This is a genomic window from Pantoea sp. S61, from assembly GCF_016625145.1.
Lineage (GTDB): Bacteria > Pseudomonadota > Gammaproteobacteria > Enterobacterales > Enterobacteriaceae > Pantoea > Pantoea rwandensis_B.
In genome coordinates this window covers 1-22,680 of the sequence record NZ_JACVUO010000033.1, presented here as the reverse complement: position 1 = coordinate 22,680, position 22,680 = coordinate 1, and the positions used below count along the sequence as shown (strand labels likewise).

General features: G+C 48.3%; 20 protein-coding genes and 1 pseudogene. 7 read left to right on the top strand and 14 right to left on the bottom strand.

The window, feature by feature from the left end:
• Positions 1 to 9: 9 nt before the first annotated feature.
• The gene (locus IAE30_RS28780; protein ID WP_200681508.1) at positions 10 to 1,239 is read right to left on the bottom strand and encodes an MFS transporter; all 1,230 of its coding nucleotides are present in this window, start codon (positions 1,237 to 1,239) and stop codon (positions 10 to 12) included.
• A gap of 228 nt (positions 1,240 to 1,467) precedes the next feature.
• Between IAE30_RS28780 and IAE30_RS28775 the strand changes: the two are divergent.
• The 5 genes and pseudogenes from IAE30_RS28775 to IAE30_RS28755 form a co-directional block, all read left to right on the top strand.
• Positions 1,468 to 1,638, top strand: a pseudogene (locus IAE30_RS28775) (HipA domain-containing protein); the annotation flags it as partial.
• 493 nt (positions 1,639 to 2,131) lie between these two features.
• Positions 2,132 to 2,530, top strand: a complete 399-nt coding sequence (locus tag IAE30_RS28770) for an H-NS family nucleoid-associated regulatory protein (protein WP_200538826.1) — start codon at positions 2,132 to 2,134, stop codon at positions 2,528 to 2,530.
• A 216-nt stretch (positions 2,531 to 2,746) separates the two neighbouring features.
• Complete coding sequence (traX, locus tag IAE30_RS28765; RefSeq protein ID WP_200681507.1) at positions 2,747 to 3,532, top strand: type-F conjugative transfer system pilin acetylase TraX; 786 nt, start codon at positions 2,747 to 2,749, stop codon at positions 3,530 to 3,532.
• Between the two features lie 98 nt (positions 3,533 to 3,630).
• Positions 3,631 to 4,383 carry a response regulator transcription factor gene (locus IAE30_RS28760; protein ID WP_200538828.1) on the top strand — a complete coding sequence of 251 codons (753 nt, stop codon included), beginning with the start codon at positions 3,631 to 3,633 and terminating at the stop codon, positions 4,381 to 4,383.
• Entirely contained in the window at positions 4,371 to 5,735 is a 1,365-nt protein-coding gene (locus tag IAE30_RS28755; RefSeq protein ID WP_200538829.1) for a HAMP domain-containing sensor histidine kinase, read from the top strand. Before IAE30_RS28760 ends, IAE30_RS28755 begins: the two co-directional genes overlap by 13 nt.
• Here the strand turns inward: IAE30_RS28755 and IAE30_RS28750 are convergent.
• Both IAE30_RS28750 and IAE30_RS28745 read right to left on the bottom strand, forming a co-directional pair.
• A complete protein-coding gene (locus tag IAE30_RS28750) occupies positions 5,725 to 7,671 on the bottom strand; it encodes a TonB-dependent receptor domain-containing protein (RefSeq protein ID WP_200681505.1) in 1,947 nt (648 codons plus the stop codon). The two genes, IAE30_RS28755 and IAE30_RS28750, sit on opposite strands and share 11 nt — an antisense overlap.
• A 185-nt stretch (positions 7,672 to 7,856) precedes the next feature.
• Complete coding sequence (locus tag IAE30_RS28745; protein WP_200681504.1) at positions 7,857 to 8,957, bottom strand: methyltransferase domain-containing protein; 1,101 nt, start codon at positions 8,955 to 8,957, stop codon at positions 7,857 to 7,859.
• 475 nt (positions 8,958 to 9,432) lie between these two features.
• Between IAE30_RS28745 and IAE30_RS28740 the strand changes: the two genes are divergently transcribed.
• Positions 9,433 to 9,633, top strand: coding sequence for a hypothetical protein (locus tag IAE30_RS28740; RefSeq protein WP_200538832.1), 201 nt, complete (start codon positions 9,433 to 9,435; stop codon positions 9,631 to 9,633).
• Positions 9,634 to 9,661: 28 nt separating this feature from the next.
• On the opposite strand, the gene IAE30_RS28735 is transcribed toward IAE30_RS28740, so the two are convergent.
• From IAE30_RS28735 to IAE30_RS28705, 7 genes are all read right to left on the bottom strand, one after another.
• Complete coding sequence (locus IAE30_RS28735; protein WP_200538833.1) at positions 9,662 to 9,925, bottom strand: biofilm development regulator YmgB/AriR family protein; 264 nt, start codon at positions 9,923 to 9,925, stop codon at positions 9,662 to 9,664.
• A gap of 60 nt (positions 9,926 to 9,985) precedes the next feature.
• Positions 9,986 to 10,306, bottom strand: coding sequence for a hypothetical protein (locus IAE30_RS28730; RefSeq protein ID WP_234465526.1), 321 nt, complete (start codon positions 10,304 to 10,306; stop codon positions 9,986 to 9,988).
• Between the two features lie 116 nt (positions 10,307 to 10,422).
• Positions 10,423 to 10,668 carry a regulatory protein YcgZ gene (ycgZ, locus tag IAE30_RS28725; protein WP_200681503.1) on the bottom strand — a complete coding sequence of 82 codons (246 nt, stop codon included), beginning with the start codon at positions 10,666 to 10,668 and terminating at the stop codon, positions 10,423 to 10,425.
• Between the two features lie 213 nt (positions 10,669 to 10,881).
• On the bottom strand, positions 10,882 to 11,157 hold the full coding sequence (locus IAE30_RS28720; RefSeq protein WP_200538834.1) for a hypothetical protein: 276 nt from the start codon (positions 11,155 to 11,157) through the stop codon (positions 10,882 to 10,884).
• A 411-nt stretch (positions 11,158 to 11,568) separates the two neighbouring features.
• Complete coding sequence (gene fos / locus IAE30_RS28715; protein ID WP_200538835.1) at positions 11,569 to 11,967, bottom strand: fosfomycin resistance glutathione transferase; 399 nt, start codon at positions 11,965 to 11,967, stop codon at positions 11,569 to 11,571.
• Between the two features lie 76 nt (positions 11,968 to 12,043).
• Complete coding sequence (locus IAE30_RS28710) at positions 12,044 to 12,295, bottom strand: hypothetical protein (RefSeq protein WP_200538836.1); 252 nt, start codon at positions 12,293 to 12,295, stop codon at positions 12,044 to 12,046.
• Between the two features lie 155 nt (positions 12,296 to 12,450).
• Positions 12,451 to 13,041 carry a TetR/AcrR family transcriptional regulator gene (locus tag IAE30_RS28705; protein ID WP_200538894.1) on the bottom strand — a complete coding sequence of 197 codons (591 nt, stop codon included), beginning with the start codon at positions 13,039 to 13,041 and terminating at the stop codon, positions 12,451 to 12,453.
• Positions 13,042 to 13,118: 77 nt separating this feature from the next.
• Between IAE30_RS28705 and bdcA the strand changes: the two genes are divergently transcribed.
• Positions 13,119 to 13,832, top strand: a complete 714-nt coding sequence (bdcA, locus tag IAE30_RS28700) for an SDR family oxidoreductase (RefSeq protein WP_200538837.1) — start codon at positions 13,119 to 13,121, stop codon at positions 13,830 to 13,832.
• 64 nt (positions 13,833 to 13,896) lie between these two features.
• On the opposite strand, the gene IAE30_RS28695 is transcribed toward bdcA, so the two are convergent.
• The 4 genes from IAE30_RS28695 to IAE30_RS28680 all read right to left on the bottom strand — a co-directional run bounded on the left by IAE30_RS28695 (position 13,897) and on the right by IAE30_RS28680 (position 21,207).
• Complete coding sequence (locus IAE30_RS28695) at positions 13,897 to 15,462, bottom strand: sensor domain-containing diguanylate cyclase (protein WP_200538838.1); 1,566 nt, start codon at positions 15,460 to 15,462, stop codon at positions 13,897 to 13,899.
• A gap of 1,565 nt (positions 15,463 to 17,027) precedes the next feature.
• Positions 17,028 to 18,080 (bottom strand): RepB family plasmid replication initiator protein, encoded by a 1,053-nt coding sequence (locus tag IAE30_RS28690; RefSeq protein ID WP_045816857.1) that lies wholly within the window; start codon positions 18,078 to 18,080, stop codon positions 17,028 to 17,030.
• A gap of 953 nt (positions 18,081 to 19,033) precedes the next feature.
• Positions 19,034 to 19,969 carry a ParB/RepB/Spo0J family partition protein gene (locus IAE30_RS28685; protein WP_200538895.1) on the bottom strand — a complete coding sequence of 312 codons (936 nt, stop codon included), beginning with the start codon at positions 19,967 to 19,969 and terminating at the stop codon, positions 19,034 to 19,036.
• 35 nt (positions 19,970 to 20,004) lie between these two features.
• Positions 20,005 to 21,207: an AAA family ATPase gene (locus IAE30_RS28680; RefSeq protein ID WP_200538839.1), complete on the bottom strand. Its 1,203-nt coding sequence runs from the start codon at positions 21,205 to 21,207 to the stop codon at positions 20,005 to 20,007.
• Positions 21,208 to 22,680 lie beyond the last annotated feature (1,473 nt).

The following is a 22,680-nucleotide window of genomic DNA, read 5'->3' as shown; positions in this document are numbered from 1 at the left end:
AACCAAAACTTAATCGCGGTACTTAAATGTGAACATAAACAGCCCGGCAATCACGGCAGCCGCGATCGCCGGGATCCACCAGAACATGCCCCAACTCGCGGCCGATACCTGACCCGCGACCAGATGGTTATAGAGCGCGCCGGAGATCTGCGAACCCAGCAGCATGCCGATGCCGTAGGTGAACATCACAATCATGCTCTGCGCCTGTCCTTTGACTTTGTCTCCCGCGATGCGGTCGGTATAGATGAAGCCGACGACAAAGAAGAAGTCGTAACAGACGCCGTGCAGCAGAATCCCCAGCCAAATCAGCGCACGTCCCTCTTCGCCCATGCCCATGGCAAACAGGGCGTAACGTACAAACCAGGCGCACATACCGACCAGCAGCATGTATTTCACGCCCAGTCGGCGGAACAGAAGCGGAATCACCAGCATGAAGAAGATTTCAGACATCTGGCCGAAGGACATCAGTGAGCTAACGTTTTCAACCCCGGCATCGGCCAGCCAGGAAGCGGTGTAGGCGTAGTAAGTGCCCAGCGGAATGGAAATCAGCGTGGCGCAGAGCGAAAAAATGAAGAAGTGACGGATTTTCAACAGGGCAAACGCATCAGCGCAGAACAGATCGCGCGGTCTGAATGGCATACCTTTAGCAGGTGCGGGCGTATGCGGCAGCGTGAGGCTATAGAGCGCCAGCACCACGGAACAAATCGCCGCCACCGTGAAGACGCTGACGCTGGAAGCAATCCCCGTGAACCCGATGAACAGGCCAGCGACAATCCAGCCGATGGTGCCGAATACACGCACCACCGGGAAACTCTTCTCGCTGCTGGCGAGACTGTGGAAGGCAATATTATTGGTCAGTGCCAGCGTGGGCATGTAGCACAACGTGTAGCCAAACAGTAAGCCGATAAGTAGCGCACCGTTCTCGGCGATCATCGCCTGGGGTACAAACCACAGGATCGCCGCACCGGCCAGATGCATCACTGCCAGGACTTTTTGCGAAGGGAAAAATCTGTCCACCAGCATGCCGAGAACAAACGGCGAAAGAATGGAAGCAATCGGGCCTGCTGAGAAAGCATCACCAATCAGCAAGGACATGTCGTGCTGGGTCATCACCAATCCCAGCGTGACCGACCAACTGCCCCAGATAAAGAACTGAAGGAACATCATTAGTGACAGCCGTGGGACCAGCATACGCTGCACTGCCTGGTCTTGCGCGGTGCCTTGTGTCGCAGCAACCATATCTAACCCCAAAAAGTAATCGATTACAAAAGTAGATAAACAAAAAGTAATCGATTACAAAATTGAATTCATAGGGGTTGATCACAAATTTTGACTTAGGTGGAAAGTGTGAGTTGGTGACAGGATTGGGGGACCACGAAAACCCTCTGAGGACTAAACCCCTTAACGATGAGTTTGTTCGAATTTAAAACAACCGTACATCTATAGACGCGTTCCGCAAAACAGCGTGAAGTCCAGGCCCGTCGTAGATTATTTAACGTCATCATGAACAACCAGGATGAGCATGAGAGAAATTTCGCTTTCACACTCAATAAAAATGAAGAGTGCCCAGTCTCACCGGCTTACGATCTGACCTTCCAGAGTCACACGCATAAAAAATTAAACATCTTACTTGCATGATATTCTCTGTCTTAAATCCGCACGAGCATCCTTTCACCAGGCAAACATTGCGGCACTATCCGCCATTACTCTCTTACAGACCATTAAATGATTAACAGTGGCGCATCGTGAAGTGACTTCAAAGGTGGAATGCTATGCCCGATCATTAATTAAGTCACTATTAACATTTGCTTTCCCGGAAGGTGGGTCGTGACGATCATTGTGACCGGGTAACATAACTTTTTTGAGCCTGCATACTTTAAAATATAACCAAATACTCAAATCGCTGATGATTAAAATAGCGCTCAGTGGTCAATTATCGACGTCTCAACACCGGCCACAACCCGGAACTTTGAGAAATATCTAAAAATTGACACATTCCGGGCTTTATTCTTGATATCTGATGTGTTGTACTTCTGCCAAGAGGGTAACATCGATATACTCTTCCCTAATTTGTTATCTACTGCACCACTTAATTTATTTCGTTCAGCGACAAAATATTCAGGAGAAGTTCATGAGTGATTCACTTAAAGCGTTAAACAATATCCGTACGCTTCGCGCGCAGGCACGTGAAGTGCAGCTTGTAGATCTGGAAGAAATGCTGGAAAAATTCACTGTCGTCGTGTCAGAGCGCCGTGAAGAAAACAACGCCAGCGAAGCAGCCGTGCGTGAAAAAGAAGAAAAACTGGCTAAATATCGTGAACTGCTGCTGCAAGATGGGATTGACCCTAATGAACTGCTGGGAGCATTAACGCCAACCGGTAAAACTCGCGCTAAACGTGCACCACGTCCGGCTAAATATAAATACACGGAAGAAGGTATTGAGAAGCACTGGACCGGTCAGGGCCGCACGCCAGCAGTGATTAAAGCCGCTGTTGATGCCGGCAAATCTCTCGATGATTTTCTTATCTAATCGGGCTCTCCCCGTTTAATTTGAGTTATCAAACATTTCTGGTGGGTTTTCCGCCCACCAGAACTTAAATACTGATTGATATCTTCGCCCCTCTCCCCTTTCGTTGAATCCCTATATTAAGATAATGGCGGGGTTTACTATCAACTACTGTCATTGTAATGTTCAAATCTCTGACCCTGACTGACTATAACAACGCACAATTGTCGGTGATCATTCATGACTCTTTTTTCTGCCTTACTCAGGTTTAGCTCGCCTTTAAACCAGGTTAAAACCCTGAGCCCGTTGCAAGCTGATATTATTAAAACTATTGCACTGATTGCGATGCTGGGTGATCACATCAACACCATATTATTAAGTGGACGAAGTGCATTTTTATATGCATTCGGACATATCGCGTTTCCGCTGTTCACGTTGTTCTGGGCGGCTAACTTACCTTCTGATGCAATACATTTACGCCAGCGGGCAAGAAGATTATGGCTGTGGGCTATCGTGACTCAACCATTATTCTGGCTGGCCTTTATGATGAAGGGCCAATCCTGGCTGGCGCTGAATATTCTCTTCGCTTATGCCGGATGTACTCAGCTACTCAGCTGGGCAGCACGCTGGGGGGTAAACGGTGCAATGGCGGGAGTGGCATTATTACTGCTCATTGCCTGGCCTCTTTCCCCGGCGAGTTACGGCATATCGGGATTACTGTTTTGCCTGCTCTGCATTATCGCCAGATATCATTCAGGAGCAGGAGAGAATAGCCTGTTCCTGCTCCTTCTTTTTGCCGCGATGGCATGGCTTAACATGCCGCCTGTTCTCAACGGGTGGTGGGAGGATGCCATCGTTTACGATTTCCTGCCCACTTTAGTGCTGCCACTGCTGGTGATTGGTTTGGTGGCAGCGATGCCCGGCGTTTCCTCGCCACGTATTTGGCCACGTCGATTTTTCTATCATGCATACGCCGCGCATTTGGTTTTGCTTGGGTGTCTGGCGGTAATGCCACTGCGGCTCTAACCTTATTCCGCCGTGCCTATCGCTGCCATTGCAAATAAAAACCATTCTCACTATATTGTTCGCTGATTTATTCTCTACTCATCGCAAAATCATACTTCATGAGCCAATTTTCCCAGCCTGTCAGGGTTCTGGTTGTTGACGATCATCGTAAAATTCGCGAACCACTGGCTACATGGTTACGTCGGCAGCAGTTAAACGTGGTAACGGCTGACGATGCGGCGTCAATGTGGTCAATGCTGCGCTCACAGTGCTTCAGTCTTATTGTGCTGGATGTGATGTTGCCGGACGGCGATGGCATGTTGCTGTGTCAGCAAATCCAAAGAAAATACCGTACGCCCGTGATTCTTCTGACGGCGAAAGACACGCTGGATGATCGTGTCAATGGACTTGAGATGGGCGCTGATGACTATGTTGTCAAACCGTTTGAACCCCGTGAGCTGCTGGCACGCATCCATACCGTGCTGCGCCGTTCGGAAAAAAATACAGCCTCGCCAGACCCGATAAACGCACAACCTTTCTCTGCTGTACATTTTGCCGGATTACGTTTCGAACCAGACAGCCGCCTCATCATGCATCCTCACGGCCGGTCACTGAGGCTCAGCACAATGGAAACCAAATTGTTGATGGCCTTTATACGCACTCCCGGGGTGGTACTGAGCCGAGAATCGCTGATTGACCAATGTATTACGCCGGGCAATGAGGTGTTTGATCGCGCCATTGATCGTCAGGTCAGCCGCTTGCGCAATCGCCTTCAGCTTCTGCTGCCGGATGTTATCCTGCTGGATACCGTCTGGGGAGAAGGCTATCGATTCGTGCCCACGGTTGAGATCTGCACTACATGCTGCAACTGACGTCACTTCTGCCCCAGCGCCTGATGAGCCAGCTGGGTTTGCTGCTGGTTTCGGCGATCGTTATTGCGAACTTGCTGGCAATCGGCGGCATTCAACTGGTGGGCAATCTGCTGTCACCGGCAATGCGTAATCTGGCCGTCGAGCGAATTGAACTGGCCTACCTGGCAAGCCAGCTGTCATCGGGTTCCCCTCTTGATCTGCAGCGGGAGGATGGCGCGAGATTTTGGATTGCTGAACAAGCCGAAGTTGCGCCTTTCCCGATGCGTCGCGAGGAACTGAAGCTCCGCAATGCGCTGCTGAAATTACACGGTTTTTCGCCTGATAATCTCGTCACTTTCCAGCTTGAGCGCACGGACGGTGGCAGCGCCCGCTGGCATATATTCAGCACAGCTCGCCATGATCCCTTACGACTGCGCTCAAGCGTCGCCTTATCAGATGGCACCTTTTTAAATGGCATCCAGCCTATCGAGCCCGCTTTTGCCTGGCTTCAACTACTGACGCTTTCGCTGATTGCTCTGGCAGTGCCACTTCTACTGCTCAGTCTCTATTTTACTAACCGCGTTGTCAGACCGATTCGCCGTCTGGCGAAAGCAACTGATGCGATCAGCCGAGGTGAATGGAGTGTCAACCTGCCATTGGTGGGCCCGCGTGAGTCCAGGGATCTGACGCGAAGTTTTAACATGATGCAACAGCGGCTGGCGCGGCACCTGGAGGGGCAAACGCGAATGCTGGCTTCAATGAGCCATGATTTCAATACGCCGCTGACGGAACTCCGTTTGCAGATTGAGCTGCTTGAAGCCGAAGAAGCACGAGAGGATATGCTGGAGAGCCTTAACGAATTACAGAATATGGTCAGTGAGACGCTGAATTTTATTCGTGATGAAACGGTGCAGGAACAGACCTGTCCTTGCAACCTCAGTCAGCTGATTGGTGATATGTGCCAGCGATATGAGCAGCGTGGCCACAAGGTGAGATGGCAAACTCCCGGCAATGTCATCATTCACTGTCGACCACATGCAATTAAGCGTGCCTTGAGCAACCTGATCGAGAATGCGTTGACGTATGCTGGAGATGCCACATTGGCGCTAAAAAGTGTAGATAGTATGGTCACTATTGCAGTTATGGATAAAGGTCCCGGTATTGCCGAGCCGATGCTTGATAGGGCATTTGAGCCTTTCGTCCGACTTGAGGCTCAACATGCTGCCCCAGCCCACTTTGGCGGTGGGCTGGGATTGGGATTATCCATCGCGCGTGCCTGTGCGCATGCGCATGGCGGGGAACTCCTTCTACAAAACCTTTCACCCACCGGGTTATCTGCAACGATGGTGCTGCCGTCAGGCGTTAGAAGTTAAGCGTCACGCCGCCCCAGAAGGTGCGACCATAATTTACAGTACCGTAAGTTTCATCATCTAAACGCTTGTCACCCAAATTGTATATCGCGCCATTTAAGGTGATATTTTTGGTTAACTGATGAGAAACACCGATATCGGCAGTGGTGTAATCGGGTGCCGGTTCAGCCGTAATGGAGGTGCCATACTCTTTGCCATAATAGTTGGCTGCGGCCCAGAACTGGGTCTGGCTGGTGAAGTCCCACTCGCTGCGCAGACTGGCTTTGTGTTTTGGTGTTAACGCCAGCGGCGCGCCCTGATTGCTACCGCTTTTCTGCTCAGAGTCCAGGAAGGTGTAATTCGCTTTCAAAGAGAAGGCCGGCGTGACTTTCCAGTTCCCCGTCAATTCAGCACCTTTGATAATGGCTTTATCAATATTGACGCGCTCCATCACGATATAACCATTCCAGCGCTGATCGGTGGTGACCGTTGAAAGCTTGTCTTTAAAGTCGTTATAGAACACCGTCGCGCTGGCTGAGAGATCGTCACGGTTTGACCACATCGCCGATAACTCATAGTTAGTGCTGGTTTCCGGTTTCAGATCCGGATTGCCCAACATGGCATAAGTGTTACGGCGCAATACGGCATAATCCTCAATGACCGCCCGGATTTCAGGCGCTTTAAACCCACGCGCAACGCCGCCTTTTACTGTCCATTCATCGCTGACGTACCACACGCCATACACACGTGGACTGTAGTGATTACCGTACTGTTCATGGTTGTCGAGACGAATGCCACCCGTCAGTGAAAAGGCCTCTGCCAGACGCCATTCATCCTCCAGGAACAAGGCCCGCTGAATCACGCTGTAACGGTGATCCTGGCGCGTGCCGTCCCCCTGGTTCCAATCTTTTAATTCATTATCCTGCCACTGACCGCCCAGCGTTGTGGTGTGATACATCGTTGGGATCACCAGCTTGCCATCCAGCACGCTGTTTTTGATGGTGGGCTTGCGGCCATAGACATCACTCTGTGAGGGGCTGGCTAAACCTTCCCGGCTGGTTTTTTCCTGAGCGAAGGAGAGTGTTGATGTCCCCCAATCCCAGCGACCGTCATGGCTGACAGACCAATGGTCACGGTTATTTTTCTGCTCACGCGTCGCCCAGTTTGCGCTCTCACCCTCACCGTTTTTCAATCGACTGACTCCTCCCTCCAGCATCAGTTCCTGTCGGTCCGTGGGGGTAAATGCCAGGCGTGCAGTGAGACTTTTATGGTCGGCTTTGCTGAATCCATTGGTATTTTGCACATCATCATCAGCCTGTCGATCGAGATAACTTCCCCACAGTTGTAAGCCGAGTTTATCTGCGAGCAGCGGGCCGTTGAGATAGAACTGCGTATTAGCCGCATTGCCCTGGTCATCATGCTGGCGCGCAGCATAATCGTAAGAGAGCGATCCGCCCCACGTTTTATTCACCTTGCGGGTGATGATATTTATCACACCGCCAATCGCATCTGATCCGTAAAGCGATGACATGGGACCACGAATAACTTCGATGCGCTCAATCGCGGAAGCAGGCGGAATAAAGCTTTGCTCATATCCACCATTGCCATTGACTCGTGAGTCTCGGCCGCCCTGACGTTTGCCGTCGACCAGAATCAGCGTGTAATCGCCGGGCATACCACGAATGGAGATATCGCTCTCATTAGCACCGCCGATCACCGCGACACCTTCTACATCACGCACCGCATCGGCCAGGTTTTGTATCGCGCGTTTTCGCAGGTCATCACCGGAGATCACCGTAACAGAAGCAGGGGCATCTTCCAGCCGTTGCTCATAGCCAGATGCCGTCACTACAACGGTATCGGATGCCGAATCGCTGTCAGCAGCAAAAGCAACGGGTGTGAGTAACAGGATAAGGCTGACGAGTTGAGCTCGTTTAAAGGTATGAGGGGTTGTGCGCATGTGTCTTCGCGTCCTGATATGAAAACGCGAATAGTAATCATGCGCATCGTTATAAGTTGGACAAGATGAGACAAGCTTTCAACACTCAGCCGAGGTAAACCAATGGCGAAGTGTCATGATGAAGCTTCAATTAACCAGAAACAGGTCTACAGCAAATTCCGTAAAGCACTGTGAAAAAATGGGCATCAGGTTTCTACATCCATTTCCGACGCAGAACGTTGCATCATAAAGACCCGGTAGCCTGTAAACGCCAGTGCCGTTCCCGGCTGGGGCCAATCACCGACAAGATGGAATCCATTACGCAAAAATGCCTGCAGCCAGGCTTCTTGCGAAAGAGATTGCATAAATGGTTGAGAGTGTCCTTCTGTTGCCTGCTGCAGCACGGCAGCCGCAGTTATCCACCTCAGCGCCGAATCCTGTGTGGGTTCAACCACAATCAGTACACCTTCAGGTTTTAATGCATGCCAGATGCTCTGGAGCATGGCATCGAAGCCCTGAATCCTGTGCAGCACGTCGGTTGCCAGTACGGCATCTAGCTGTGTCGATGGACAAGCTTGCCTGTCCCACAATTGATGAAGGTCATCATGGCAAGTGTCTGCACCCATCTCCAGCACTTGCGGACCATCCCTTCCTTGCACCGCAGTTTGCATCAGTGAGGCGGCTATCAGGTCGAGGTAATCCACCAGCATGCTGCGTTGATGCATCGCTGGATAAAGGGGACAACTCTCATGCGGTGATAATCGGCTCTGTGCCAACTGCGGATAGCGCATCACCTCGCACAGCGTGTGCAGGTCAGCGAATAATGCGTTAAAAAAGTCATCTCCCTCAAGGTGCCAGTCCAGACAACGACGCAGACGAATTTTTCCATCGTCAATACGCTGTTCGATTGAGGGCAGGCTGGGCGCGCATTCACCTGCAAACCAGCGCTGTTCGCGCTGTTCCACGATCCCTTCGTCCTCAAGAATGCCGTGCCATTTCTCCAGCAAAAACTGAAAGCAGTCGGCAATCCCTGCTCGCTGGCGCGCATCCGCAATCAGCCAACCTTCAGCGGAGGCAAAAGAGAGTTCATGTAGCAGTTGCCAGATTATCAACGGGGCCATTGACTCGCTCTCCGTATGGAAAGCAGCCAGTGAAGCCATCACTTCAGGCGTAGGTAAACGCTGCGCAGCCTGATGCCCTGCCCTTTGCCACTCACCATGTATTGATGAGGCAGTAATAGCGGGCGAAAAATGGCTGTCCGTCTGTTGGTTCGCTACGCACTGATGCGCGCTTTTATCTCCATTCATAACCACTCCAACTTTTAAATGGGGTGTGAACTCATCACATTCTTTGTAGGGTTTTAATTGGCTTTGCTAAAGATGCGTGCAATTTCAAACCTGAACCCTGCAAATGATAATCATTATTATTCATCTCGCAAATAAAATTTCTATCCCTTGATCCGATCTGTTTATTGAAAACAAGGTCATGAAGCAACGGCGAAAAGGTGAGTTTAGAGGGAATGAAGACTTAGATTGGTCAAACGTTGGGACTCGTTAATCTTTCAGAGAGTGACTATATTTTGCCAGAAATGCACGAATTGAAGTCGTCGAAGATAAACTTTATAAGCGCAGCGTTAAAAATGATTAAACTCTTTATTTACAATAGCGTGTAGGGACAAATTTATATTTTAAAATTAGGAATGCTGGACACAAAGCTATTTGAGGGTATCGGAAGGGGTTCAGATATGCCACACTGTATTTTTATACAGAGTGTGGGGTCGCGGTGAAGCATGATGGCCAGATTACACAAGAGATATTGGGGTTGTTAGGCACCACGGTGTCAGCGTTTATCCGGGAAGGCTTAGCTGTTGAGACGCATGAGATATCACTAGCCCTGCAAAAACTCAAAGACAATGAAGCGGATTCAGTTTTGAGAGAAAATTACGAAACGCTTATCCGCTTACTTTCTAAAATGATGCACTGATTTACGCGAGTTATTAATGAATCAGGCATTAATCATCCGGTGTTACGCCCACAACAATTTCAAGAGTCTGGCGCAAGAGCTGGGCTTGAGAATCATCCTGAGTTGATTCGAGTGCCCGGATTAAACTGATGATAATGGCTTTATTCGTAATCTGTCCTTCCGATGCCAGCACGTTGCGGATGATAACACCTAACACTGCCGTTTCATCTTTCAAATCCGGACCCGCATTGCGGAAACGTTCAGCCAGTTCCTGATCGGCAAGCGCAGAAAAGATGTCTTCTGATGTATGCATGATTTGTTTCCGAGCTTAATGTTGTCAGGGGTTAATCACTGATAGCAATCAAGGTGCTAATCAGTGCTTTCTATTGTTGCCTGAGTGATGCGAGTCCGTGTACAAGTGTTGGACAGAATTTATTCCGTCCGCCCTCTTTTGTTTAACTCGTTCTCCTTCGGCGATGCTCTTTCTTACTTCAACAATTGTCTGGGCGATCAATTGCCGCCTGTCAGTATCATCTGACTGGTCTTCCATAACCTGGAGTTGTTCGATGAGTGCACGGAAGGAAACAGGCCCCGCTCGCTGGAGCAGAACCAGTGTGGCTTCACCGAGAATTTCATCTATTAACTGCTGGCGTTCACTTCTATTCATATACTTCTCTGATAACGGCATCTGCATGGCAATTTTGCTGTAAACAGACTGCAAATTGCAATTTCTGCCACAAAGCCAGGATTCATTCTTATACCATGCAAACTCAGAACGGTAATGTTGTACAACTTACGCTGAATACTGAATCACTCATCGCGGTCAAAAAGCAGCCCAATAAGCTGATGATGGTGATGTTCCTCTTCAGCATTAGAGGAAATCTCCAGGCGGCGAAGCAACTTGGTGCAAAGTGATTTACGATTCAGATTTTTGCCTTCTCTCAGGATTTCGACCACGATCTGGCCTAGTGTTTCTTGCTGAGAAGGCAAAGAGGCTTTATTAAAATATTGTGCAATAGCTTCGGAAGAGTTCGGAGTGTATCCATTCTGACGCATGTGTTAACCCTCTCATGTTGGGTCAGGCAATTGACCTGATAAAGTTGTACAGTTATCGCAAAATCTGTACAAGAATATATTAAACATCAGGCATTCATTTTTTTGCAAAAAGTGCTATCTGCTGAGAGGTGACTCGCCGAAACAGAAAAATCTTAATCATCTGTTCCAACGAGCATTTTAAACGGGGTTCAGTGACTGAGATGCATATTCTCGCTACTTTTTAGCATTTCTATCTGACGATAGCGCAATGCTGTCTGCGCTTTCGCTCAAACGCCTTAACGGCGAGCTGCTGCGTTTGTCTTCAGACGAAGGTTGCCGATAATCGTTTAACCAGTCAATCGCAGCCAAAACTGCCTGTTTTCGCTCTGGCGTTTCAGCAGTGTCGACCATGCGATGCAGTTCATTATTTAATTGTACAACACTGATTTTTTCACGGCGGGCGAGAATCTTATAAGCAGCCTCGCCTAAAATTTTGTCTGAATTGTCCATTCTATTACCTCCTGAGAATCGGGCTTACGCTGAGTCCTCAGGTTTCATTGTAGCTGATGGGATGTTAGCGATAAACCAAGCGGCAAGGTTCTCAAGCTTAATGATGCCAATCTATTTACACCAATACGCGCCAGCTCTGGGATTGTGAACATCCAATAGATTTATCTGAATGATAATCTCAGGGTTTACATTATACGAATTATTGCCAGGCTCAGACTAAGTTTACCTTCATTTTTTAGGCGGTTAGTCATGAATAAGTACGCAATCTCTGCGGCATTGTTATCCATCGCGCTTTGCGGGCTCTGTTCTTTCGGTGCGTATGCGGGTGTTTTTGGTTAGCCTTAAACGGCACAGTGGCCCAGCGTGAGCGACAATGCATAATCGCAATGTCCCAAACTGCGGCCTCTCCTCTCAGTAGAACTTCATCTCTTCATACGGCTTTGCCCTGCAGGCTTTTAATCGACTCTCCAGAGAGCCAGCATGAAGTTCAAGCTTGTGACCATCCGGATCAAGGAAATAGAGCGATTTCCCCTCACTTTTATTGACCTTCCATTCTTTCACCCCTGAAGCTTTCAGCCTCTCGGCAAAAGCTTCAAACACTTCATCTTCAATGCTGAAAGCATAGTGCGTGTAATCTTTGCCGATGGAAACGTCATCCAGTGAGAGGCAAAGCCAGAGCTCACCTATCGAGAGGTAAGCGCCGTTCTTCCATTGTGCGCGTGGAGTGAATCCCAGCGTCTCAATATAAAAGGTGAAACTCTCAGAGACATTGCTTACTGCTAGAGTGATGTGATTCAGACCGGTCAGCATGTTGAACTCAATACAAGAAGTTGTAGGACTAATTTATCACAAACGATGGGATGAAAATCCGCTGTCACGTGGGTAGCTAAGCAAACTTCTGCAGAATTCTTATCGCCATTTCCATGCCATGCTCACGCTCAGCATCATAGTGATGGCCATCTCTTTGTGCTTCCAGCAGGACATCAATTAACGACTGAACGGCAAACTCGCTTTTTCTGCCCAGAACTTCCAGCACCGCGCCGCCGATCTCATTGCAAATGGCTTTTCCTTCCGCGTATTCATTTTGCTCTGACATGACTGACTCCTCCGTGAACGTTAAAGTATTCAACATTTCCATTTTATCATCCCGTATAAATTATGAACCCTTAGTTATCCCTATCGAGGACTACGGTTCCTGAATCACGGGCTTTACAACGAATACGTCCGCCGGTTTTGAACTCAAAAACGGAAGTTCATTTCTCAACTACGTTAGCAACGACAGCAGTGACCGCCTCAAACCGGAAGTAACTGCGCCAACATCTGACCAGCCATGCGCGATGTCTCCCGCAAACGCTCCGCACTCGCGCCCTGACGTGACCGAGCCGACAGGCCTGACATGATCGTCACCATAAAATCCGTTATCCGCATGGCCTGTTCTGGATAGCGCTCGGCAATATAGGCATTGAACATCTTCTCGGCCGCTGTATGAAAACCACAGGCTACCTCGCGCGCAGAAAGATCATCGCTATGGATACCTTCCAGCACCAGACATCCTGTTGCTTCCGGATCGGCAGCATAGCGACTTGCGGCTTCATCCAAAACGGCAGAAAGACACTCCGCCACCGGGCGATCGTGACGCAAAAGCGCCTTAAGACCGATAGCGCCATTTTGGGCATAACGATCAAGCACTGTTCGGTAAAGCCCGAGTTTACTGCCGAAGGCTGAATAAAAGCTGGGCGGATTGATGCCAAAGGCTTTGGTCAAATCCACCACACTCACCATGTCGTAACCACTCGAGTGAAACAAATTCTGTGCAATGCATACCGCCTGTTCCGCATCGAACTTGCGTGGGCGGCCTGGCGTACGGCTAGTTTTTGTAGTCATCACTACATAATCCTTTGACAACCTGACTGACTCAATAATATTGTAATGACCACTACAATACAATTGAGGACTCACTAATGGCGGTATTTACAAACAAATCGGTACTGGTGTTGGGCGGTAGTCGGGGCATTGGTGCGGCAATCGTGCGGCGTTTTACCGCAGAGGGTGCTTCGGTGGTGTTCAGTTACGCCGGCTCGCGCGAAGTGGCAGAAAAACTGGCGGAAGATACTGGCAGTAAAGCGGTTCAGGCGGACAGCGCCGATCGCGATGCCGTGACTAAGCTGGTACGCGATTCCGGGCCTCTGGATGTGCTGGTGGTGAATGCGGGCGTCGCGATATTTGGTGATGCCTTAGAACTCGAAAGCGATGCCATCGATCACTTATTCCGTATCAACATTCACGCACCTTATCACGCTGCTGTGGAAGCCGCCCGCCAGATGCCTGAAGGCGGTCGCATTATCGTCATTGGTTCCGTCAACGGAGACCGGATGCCGATGCCAGGAGGCGCGGCCTATGCCGTCAGCAAATCGGCGCTGCAGGGATTAGCGCGCGGTCTGGCCCGTGACTTTGGACCACGCGGTATTACGGTGAATGTCGTCCAGCCGGGCCCCGTCGATACGGATATGAATCCGGCAGAAGGACCGATGAAGGAGCTTATGCACAGTTTTATGGCCATCCAGCGTCACGGTAAGCCGGAAGAAGTGGCCGGAATGGTTGCCTGGATTGCCGGTCCGGAAGCTTCATTTGTGACAGGTGCTATGCACACGATCGATGGCGGATTTGGCGCGTAAGATGTCATCGATGAATTTGAGCCAGGTTGCCCCAGTTAACCTGGCTGCGTTTGCTCTCTCAGCTTTAATTATTCAGATATGACTCTTCGCTTTTCACCTGATTTCTGCCCGCCTGCTTAGCGGAATAAAGAGCCATATCGGCCTGCCTGATTAACATTTGAGCCGAGCGATTTTCTTTCTCAGTGTTCAGCGATGCACAGCCCGCGCTCAGCGTCACCCGTTGAGAAGGTAACAGAGACGAAGCATGGATGATGTCCTGCGCACGCACGGCTTGTACAGCTGCAGCGGCCACCGACATCGCATGTTCAATATCAGCACCGGGCAGAACGATAGCGAACTCTTCTCCTCCATATCGTGCCACCAAATCGGTACCGCGCAGAGAGATGGCGTTTATCGCCTGCGCCACACGCTTAAGGCATTCGTCCCCGGCCACATGGCCATAAGTGTCGTTATAACGTTTGAAATAGTCGATATCCATCATCACCAGCGAAACCGGCTCGTCGTGCTTCTCAGCGGCGAGAATGCACTCATTAAGGTAGCGATCAAATGCACGCCTGTTCGCGAGCCCCGTTAACGCATCAGCATGCGCCAGTCTGTTCAGAGCAAGGTTGGCTGCACTCAGCTCATCACGAAGACTGGTCAATTCTTGCTGATAATGCAGGCTATGCCGTGCCTGACGCAGCACGAAAACGCCCATGGCAACGATAGCGGATAACAGTGCAAGACTCAGCAACACATCCTGAACGCGTCCTTTCATCCATTTAATGAATAGACTATGCGTGTCATACCCTGCTGCAACCACCAGCGGGTAACGATCCGATCGTGCAAAACCAAAGATACGCGGTTTGCCATCAAGTGCTGATGTCCATTGCCCGCTTCCACGGTTTGTGCCCTGCAGCATCTGCTGAAACAGATGGCTGGAAGAGAGGTCTTTACCAATAAAGCTATCAGGCATGGGCCGTGCGTATAATACCGAACTGTCTGCCAGCATCAGGACCAGCACGTCCTTCACCCCCATCTCGTAGTAAGCGTAAAAGTGACGGAAGTAATCGACTTTCACCGTAGCCAGCAATACGCCCTGAAACCCGCGCAGCGCATCGCTGATGCGAAGTGAAACGGGGATCACCAGATCGCCGGTGCTTCGGCTACGGATCACCGGACCGAGGTGAATGCTGTTGCGCGGATTGTCGCGTTGAAATCTAAAGTACTCGCGATCGGAGTTATTGATGTCTGCCGGTATCTGCGATGCAGAGGTGGCAATCCACTTGCCTTGAGCGTCGTAATAGAAAAGGCCGTGCAACTGTGGCAATCGCCCCTGAAGATCCCGCATGGTCTGGTTCAGACTGCGGCTATTGATACCGGTCACCAGTTGCGATTCAACGTCTCGCTGCATTTCACGCATCGCGAGTTCTGTCTGCAAGAAAGTATCTTCTGCCTGCCGCGCCTGCGACAGCGCCAGGTTCGTCGCCGTTTCTTCACTCTGCCTGATGGTGTCATTCCAGTCCTGACGCAGCGTCCATATACTGATGCCTAACACCGCGGCGATAAGCACAATACCTGCAAGCGTGATACTTCTGATGAGGGAGTGATAAAGGAGCCCTGCTTGCTTGCGCGTATCTTTTTTATCCATCCTTATCCCCATCATCTTTATCCAGCATTCAGTTAAGCAGATATAGAGAAATGCGAAAGCTTGCCTGGCATAACCCGCTATAAAGGCTGAACTATAGGAAATTTCTTGCTGCGAAGTGTTGATAACGTTTCGTAACGATTGCAAATAGTTATCAGTAAGGATGACAAAGGGAAATAATGAAGTTAAGCGGTCGGTAGGCTGCTTCTGTTTTTTTACAAAAATTCCAGCTGTTCGTAACGTTCTTTATTATCAAAATGGCTCAGCATGAAAGATTCATTCATTCTGCGCATAATATTTTCGCTGATGATAGTGCCCTTAACGGTGATCTATATTTTCAGCTTCACTCCGACAAGCACAGATCACCGTTATAGGCCCCGTCCGACATATGGCCTGCTAGTCATGATGAGCGACAGCAAACTTGAAATGAAGGGGGATCCAGAAGTTACCAGGATCGCGTGGTGAGAATCGATCCTGTGGAACAACCACTATAGAGAGTAAATCCCCCTAATCATGACCAAATTCACTTAGGTGATGAGGAACATCAATCCAAGTGCGCCTACATCGTAAATTTTAAGTTAGTAAACACTAACATCAGTATTGGCAAGCCTTGCGAAGTAAGTAACCACTAGGGCGCGAGAGTAGAAACAACCACTATAGAGAGCACCCACTCTCTATAGTGGTTGTTTCTACTCTCTATAGTGGATGTTTGATCCTCTGCCCTGCAAATCAACGATCCTGCGATCGCTATTGGATCTTTATGGTCTTCCGAAATGTGCATTTCATTAAAAAATTACTCTCTATAGCGGTTAGTCATAAAATGAATTATCGAAAATAAAATATAAATATCAGTTGCTTAAAGTAATTTAACGAAAAAGAATAACCGCTATGGAGAGCAACCTCACTCTCTATAGCGGTTATTGCAGGATGCGAAAATCCCGCAATAGCGTACGTGTAAGCAGGATCTCAGGTTAAGGCGCTCATCAATGCAGCCAGCAATGCTATCCACTGTAGTGAGTAACTCCTCTCTATAGTGGATATGTCGTGAAGGAAAAGCAGCTTTAGGCAGCGCAAGGAAATAACCCAATGATACTAAAGTAATAAATGTTGAATTCAATGCAATAACGAACATAAATCAGACCGTTATCTGAACAAACATTCCTCAACAATCCTCAAATAACTCAACAAGATAGAAGTGATAACGTCACTTTCGTCTAATAACCGCTATAGAGAGTACATCACTACTCTCTATAGTGGTTGTTAAAACTTGGGAACGATCCTGGATCATTCCATGACAATTCTCCACAAGCCCCCTTCTATCACATTGAAAGCTGTTTAGTTGCAGGTTTGGGCTGGTAATGGTGCAGATTGTGAGCGACTTCCAGATAACCACTATAGAGAGCACAAGCCTACTCACTATAGTGGTTACTGGGTCACAAAACTCTGACTCGTAGTGAATGTGGGCGGTGAACGGGGTGAATTGCAGCAGCATAAAACCGCTATAGAGAGTATTTACTCTCTATAGCGGTTATCAAATGAGGACAGTATTGGGAGGCTACATTGGGAGGCTACTTCACTTTACCTTTGCGGATTTCCTCGAGGATCTTCAACTCCGCTTTTGACAGCATCACCATTTCACCCTGCGGCTCGCTGGCTGCTGCAACATCATTGGTCTCGATAGGATCATCAAGTTCCAGCTCATCTTCGAGAATATCCGGGAGCTTGAGTGGCAGCTCTGCAGGTTTGAGTTTTGGCCGGCGATAATGGATGTGGAATACCACGGAGCTACCGCGTTTTAGCTCCGTGTAATCAAGGTAGCCAATGTCTTTAAGCTGCTCCATCGCCCTGCGCACGGTAGCATTTTGCGTGATAGGACGGGATGTCAGATTCAGGCGTTGTCGCAGGCGTGCCATGGAAATGGGCGCCGGATTAGGAGGCAGACTTTCGATAAAAGTATACAGCGCCTGAGCAGATTCCTTACGAGCCAACGCGTTAATGGCGCGCAGCTGCAGCAAAACCTTTCGATCAAACTGATAGAGCTCGAAGAGTTTGGGATCAGCCTGCAACTCGACCGTATCTTTTTTAACACTGTATTTAGCGGACTGCACAAGGTGAGTGACGTAGAGTTCATCTTTGTCTGCAGTGCCGAATTGGATGGTATTTGATGCAATGCGGATCAGCGAGGCTTCCAGTCGCTCTCTCAGCTTGGCTGAAGATCGGGATGAAGGAATACCACACAGTTTAACGAACTCGACGAAGGGTAGAACCACTTTGTCATTGGTGACGTTGTACTTCGCAAACGCGTGAATGATCCCGACCCACGTCTTGAAATCATTGTCCATATCGAGTCGCTGGCCAATGATTCGGATCCTCTCATAACCTTCTGATTTAACGAGCGACAGTAACTTAAGTTCGTTTGTGACATCCGTGACGGCTGTCGTGTCGTTTTTACGGTTATTGGTCGATTTTAACGTAGGAACGAACAGGCCCAGTCGCATTAAGGCAACGGGTTGAACAGTGTTATCTCTGTTGGGGGTAAGTACAACCAGTTCGCCAGTTCGTTTATCTGTTTCTGAAAAGGCTTCAACTATCTTGTTGTTTTTTAGCTCATTTTCCGACATTTTCGAGGATCCGGTTTATACACAGGGACATCGCGCGTTTACTCTCTATAGCGGATACTAGCACTCACTTCATCGGTTAGACTACTCTCCATAGAGGATAATTTACTCCCTATAGCGGTTAGTTTACTCTTTATAGCGGTTATCAACCCCCCTTTAGGGCTTGTGGTACAAGGCTTTAAGTGAAGTGGGGATCTGTTAGGAACTTATATGATCTTAAGTTGATCTATTCTTGGATCGGGTCAGTGAATAATGGGGATAACCTTTCCCGGATATCGCCGGTTGATATCCAGCCAATCAGGTTACAGGGAATTAAAGTTATACACAGTGAGATCAGTTACGCACAGCTTCTGTCCTTGCCTGCTCACTACAGCGGTTATCAGTCACTCTCTTCATCGGTTGTTTCACTCTTTTCATCGGTTATTCTCCTCTCTACAGCGGTTAATTTACTCTTTATAGCGGTTATTAAGGCCCTTTCAGCCCAGTGGTATCAAGGCCTGTAGCGATCCGGGATCTTCTTTGATCTCAATGGGATCTCATTATGATCGAATAATTGGATCGAGCCTGTGGATAAAGGGGATAAAAAGCAGTGATAAATAAGATTGTTATGCAAGTTTCACACGGAATACTGTGATTTCAATCAATTCTGGACGTCGATCCCGAGAAAGGATCAATCTGTATAACTTCCTGCCTCGCATGGGCGCGATTTTGGTTTTGAACATGGTTTACTTCAAACGCTTGCTATTACAGCTTGTGGCGTGTCTGTAGCGCGTTGAGATGATTAAACTGGTGAGATGCGATAATTGAACTTAAATCGCTTAGAACGCTGCTGAAGCGCTTTAGAGGTACATATTGCAACGGAATGCGGAAGACCGAACGCTCAATACAACGATATTCAACAAAAAGGACGTGTAAACCACGCCCCCTTTTGGACTTTTTTAGGAGTTGGAACCCATTCAGGGCTTAGAGAGGATCGCCTTGATGGCAATATCGATCTCTTCCAGCGTATTGGCAGGCAAACGATGGAACTCATACTGCACATGACGCTTTTCTGCGTTAGTTTTGCGTTTAGCGTAAGCGGTACGATCTGAAAAATGGCCAAACTTCTCAGTGGTAACGCTCTTGTTTTTGACCGGCTTCACCAGTTGCTTTTTAGCGGTGGTGAAAAACGACAGGATCCGGGTTTTCTGATCATCTGAAGCCAGCTTTTGCAGTGCCTGATCGTCATTCATTCGCTCTTTTACCTGAGCGACGACCTCTTTGACCGCGACACCCTCCGCTTTTGCTTCCTCTGCCACATCGAGCAGCAGTTTATAGTCCGGAATACTGAGGTCGGAAACGACCGGGATTAACTCGATAAACTCTGCAGGAACCCATGCGGCCTGAAAAGCACGTGTCACTTTCGCGTTAGAGATCCCTTCCGCTTTAGCAATCTCGGTCTTGTTCATGCCCTGTGCTTCCATCATCAGGAAACGCTGACCCAATTCACGCAGATTGTGTTCTTTCGCAGTCTGAATATCAGCTGCCAGCTGGCGGGCATCACTGATATCGATTTCATCCTCGGTCACCAGAACTTCGAGGCCCGTCCCAGCAAACAGACAAGCCGCGCGACGACGAGATCCATCCATAATTTCAATGCGGCCATCCACCAGGCGACCAATCGCCGGGAAGAATTGTTGCAATTCGATGGTGCGCGTGATGTCTTTCACTGATTCTTCAGTAAGTGCTGACTGATCGCGCCCATTCACCTGCGCATCCACGAAGGTTTTGCTTTCCACTTCACCGCTGGGGATAAGCTGGCGGCTGAATGTCGCCGTGTTACCGGATTTCAGGGTAAATACGCGTGACTGATTGCCGCTGTTGATAAAGCTCGACATCTGAGACTGGCCCATGGTGCGGCCAATTCTTTTGAGTGATTTGGGTTCGGTCACTTGGTACTCCTGATATATTCAATGCGGTCAAATACAGCGCGTGAAAAATTCTCGGCTTCCTGTTTCGCCTTTCTGAGTGCATCGGCGCTGCCGGGATATGAAGTTGGGTTTGCACTGATCACCGTGTCAAATGACTCACCACAGCGTTCAAAACCATCCAGACGGGGTAATACCGCATCCAGCATCGATTTTGTGAACACCTCACGTGCATAGCTGTGAGACGTAATATGGTCATGTTTGGTGGTCATCTTCGACATAAAGCCGATATTCGCTTTCAATCTCGGCTCTATCCCTTCGTTTTCAATCCGCTCAAGCATCTCGGGCAGTCGCGTCAGGTATTTCATGGTTGAATGAAAATCAACCTGCGACGGCGGTGTTGGCGTGAGCAGTAAGTCACTGGCGGCAATGGCATTGAGCATAAATGCATCAAGATGTGGGCCGGTATCAATAAAAATGAAATCGTAATCTTCAGCCAGACGATCAATGACGTTGCGGCGCAGGACTTCCGATGGTGCAATGCCGGGTAAATTTTCCGCTACCAGCGCATCCCAGTCGCTGGCGACAAAACCATCATCTATCGAGGCGGGCATCACATCGACGCCTGGCATCACTGTGGGCTTCACAAACTGCTCACGTAGTTGCTCGGTGCTGACATCGTTCAGCATCGCCTGTGCAGCTGTTTCCAGCACGGAACCGACGCTGTTGGTATGGCTGAGAAACATGGTGCTGGAAGCTTGCGGATCCAAATCAATCACCAGAATACGCAGATCATTATGCAATAAGCCTGGGTGAGCACGCAGACCATGAGCGAGGGTCACGGTCGTGACGGTTTTGGATACGCCGCCCTTGAGATTCACAACAAAAACAACGAAGGGGTCTTTATGTTTGTCGCGGTATTTAGGCACCTTGCGGTGTTTGTAAATATCGACAACGTTCTGAATGCTCATTGCATATTGAGATGTGCTGCCCGTCTGCTTTCTGCCAAACGTATAACCCCCCTCTTCCATCTCACTGATGGCTGCGGCAACCGCATGCTTACTCAGCAGAGGCAAGTTAGCAACGGCATTACGGGTAAATGTATGGTAGTAACCTTGTTGATTAAATTCCTGACGCTGCTGCTCGATATGGCTGCTGAGTCCGTGCAGCATGCCATTCGCACGGTTGGCGATGTCAAACACGTCACCGTAATCACGCTTCATAAGCACCTCAATAATAATGATTTGTTGTATTGTACTAAAAAAGATTCCGCATGCCAGTTTTTAGGTAAAAATCAATAAAAGTGGATTTTTTTATAATTGGGTGATTTTGCGATTTTTGTATATATTTCAATAAAATCATACACATAGATGTTGTTGTTTTTTTTGTCCGACATATCCTTGAGAGTGGTGTTTTTGCCAACTCCCCTACCCTAGCGTATTTAGCATGATATTTAAACAAAAGGCGCTCATTTGGGTTATTTGCAAAAATCTTGAGATAGGTTCAAGCAGAAATGAATCGGTTAGCAAGAATGCCTCGTTGCCGGAATGAATGAGAACATCTTTCGCTGCAAGGGGTTTGTTATACATAAAGGCGGTATTTATTGAGCGCGGTGAAAACGCTTATGCTTACCACTTTGCGAATTGCCGGATAAAATGTGTTATCCCTTCCCTTCCGTCTGCTTATTTTTAATGATGACATCCGGCACCGGCCATAAATTGTTAGCTCCCTGCTGCGAACGTTTTAACATTGGTTGATATAAATGATGCTTTCATACTCAATAGCTCAATAGCTCAATAGCTCAATAGCTCAATAGCTCAATAGCTCCGTAAAAGTGGAGCTATTAAATTTAAAACCTTATGGTTTGTTAATGGCACTACATATTGATCAACAAAATGAACTTAGACTCTGTTCTGGTTTAACTGATTAAAACACTGCAACTTAAAACGTAATGCAACATGTTGTGATAAGTGAACATCTGCATAATTCCTGAAACCATTGTTAGCTTATCAGGATGTAACTTAATACATTGTCACTTACACATTCACTAGCGTTCTCAAGTTCACGATACTGCATCTCACATCATTTGGAGGATATTGATACAATGAACAGCTTCTTGTTTCCCTGACCACGTCAATCGCTGTCTAGAAATAAACGCATGCTTAAATCTATATACATGCTCCAGACTTAAGAAAAATAATTTCTTTAGATAGATCTTATCCTGAGTTATCGGGGGGACTTTAATAAGTCTTGATTCAAACATACATTAACTGCTGTACTCCAGCGGATGAGAACTCTGTACTTAAGTTGCTTTAAGCATCTACATTGAGAACCTGTAGATTCATTCAGGAGAGTAGAAGATTTAAGTATAACTGGGATTGTTATTCGCTATCGAAGTGCCAACTCGTAACCACCACGTGACGCTTTATAGAATTCATCTATCAGCCGGGTGAGAATCAAGGAGACACGTAGCTAACACGTAGATAGAGCATGAAAATGACAGAAGATGTGGTGATTTTCAGCCTGAAAAATTGAGATTAATTATTATTTTTCAGTGAGTTAAGTTGTTTATTTTCTGGTGAGAAAATCACGGAGTCTAAGTCATTTCACGCCACATTGAGTCAGTGATGCCATAATGTCCAGCATCCAGCATCCAGCATCCAGCATCCAGCATCCAGCATCCAGCATCCAGCATC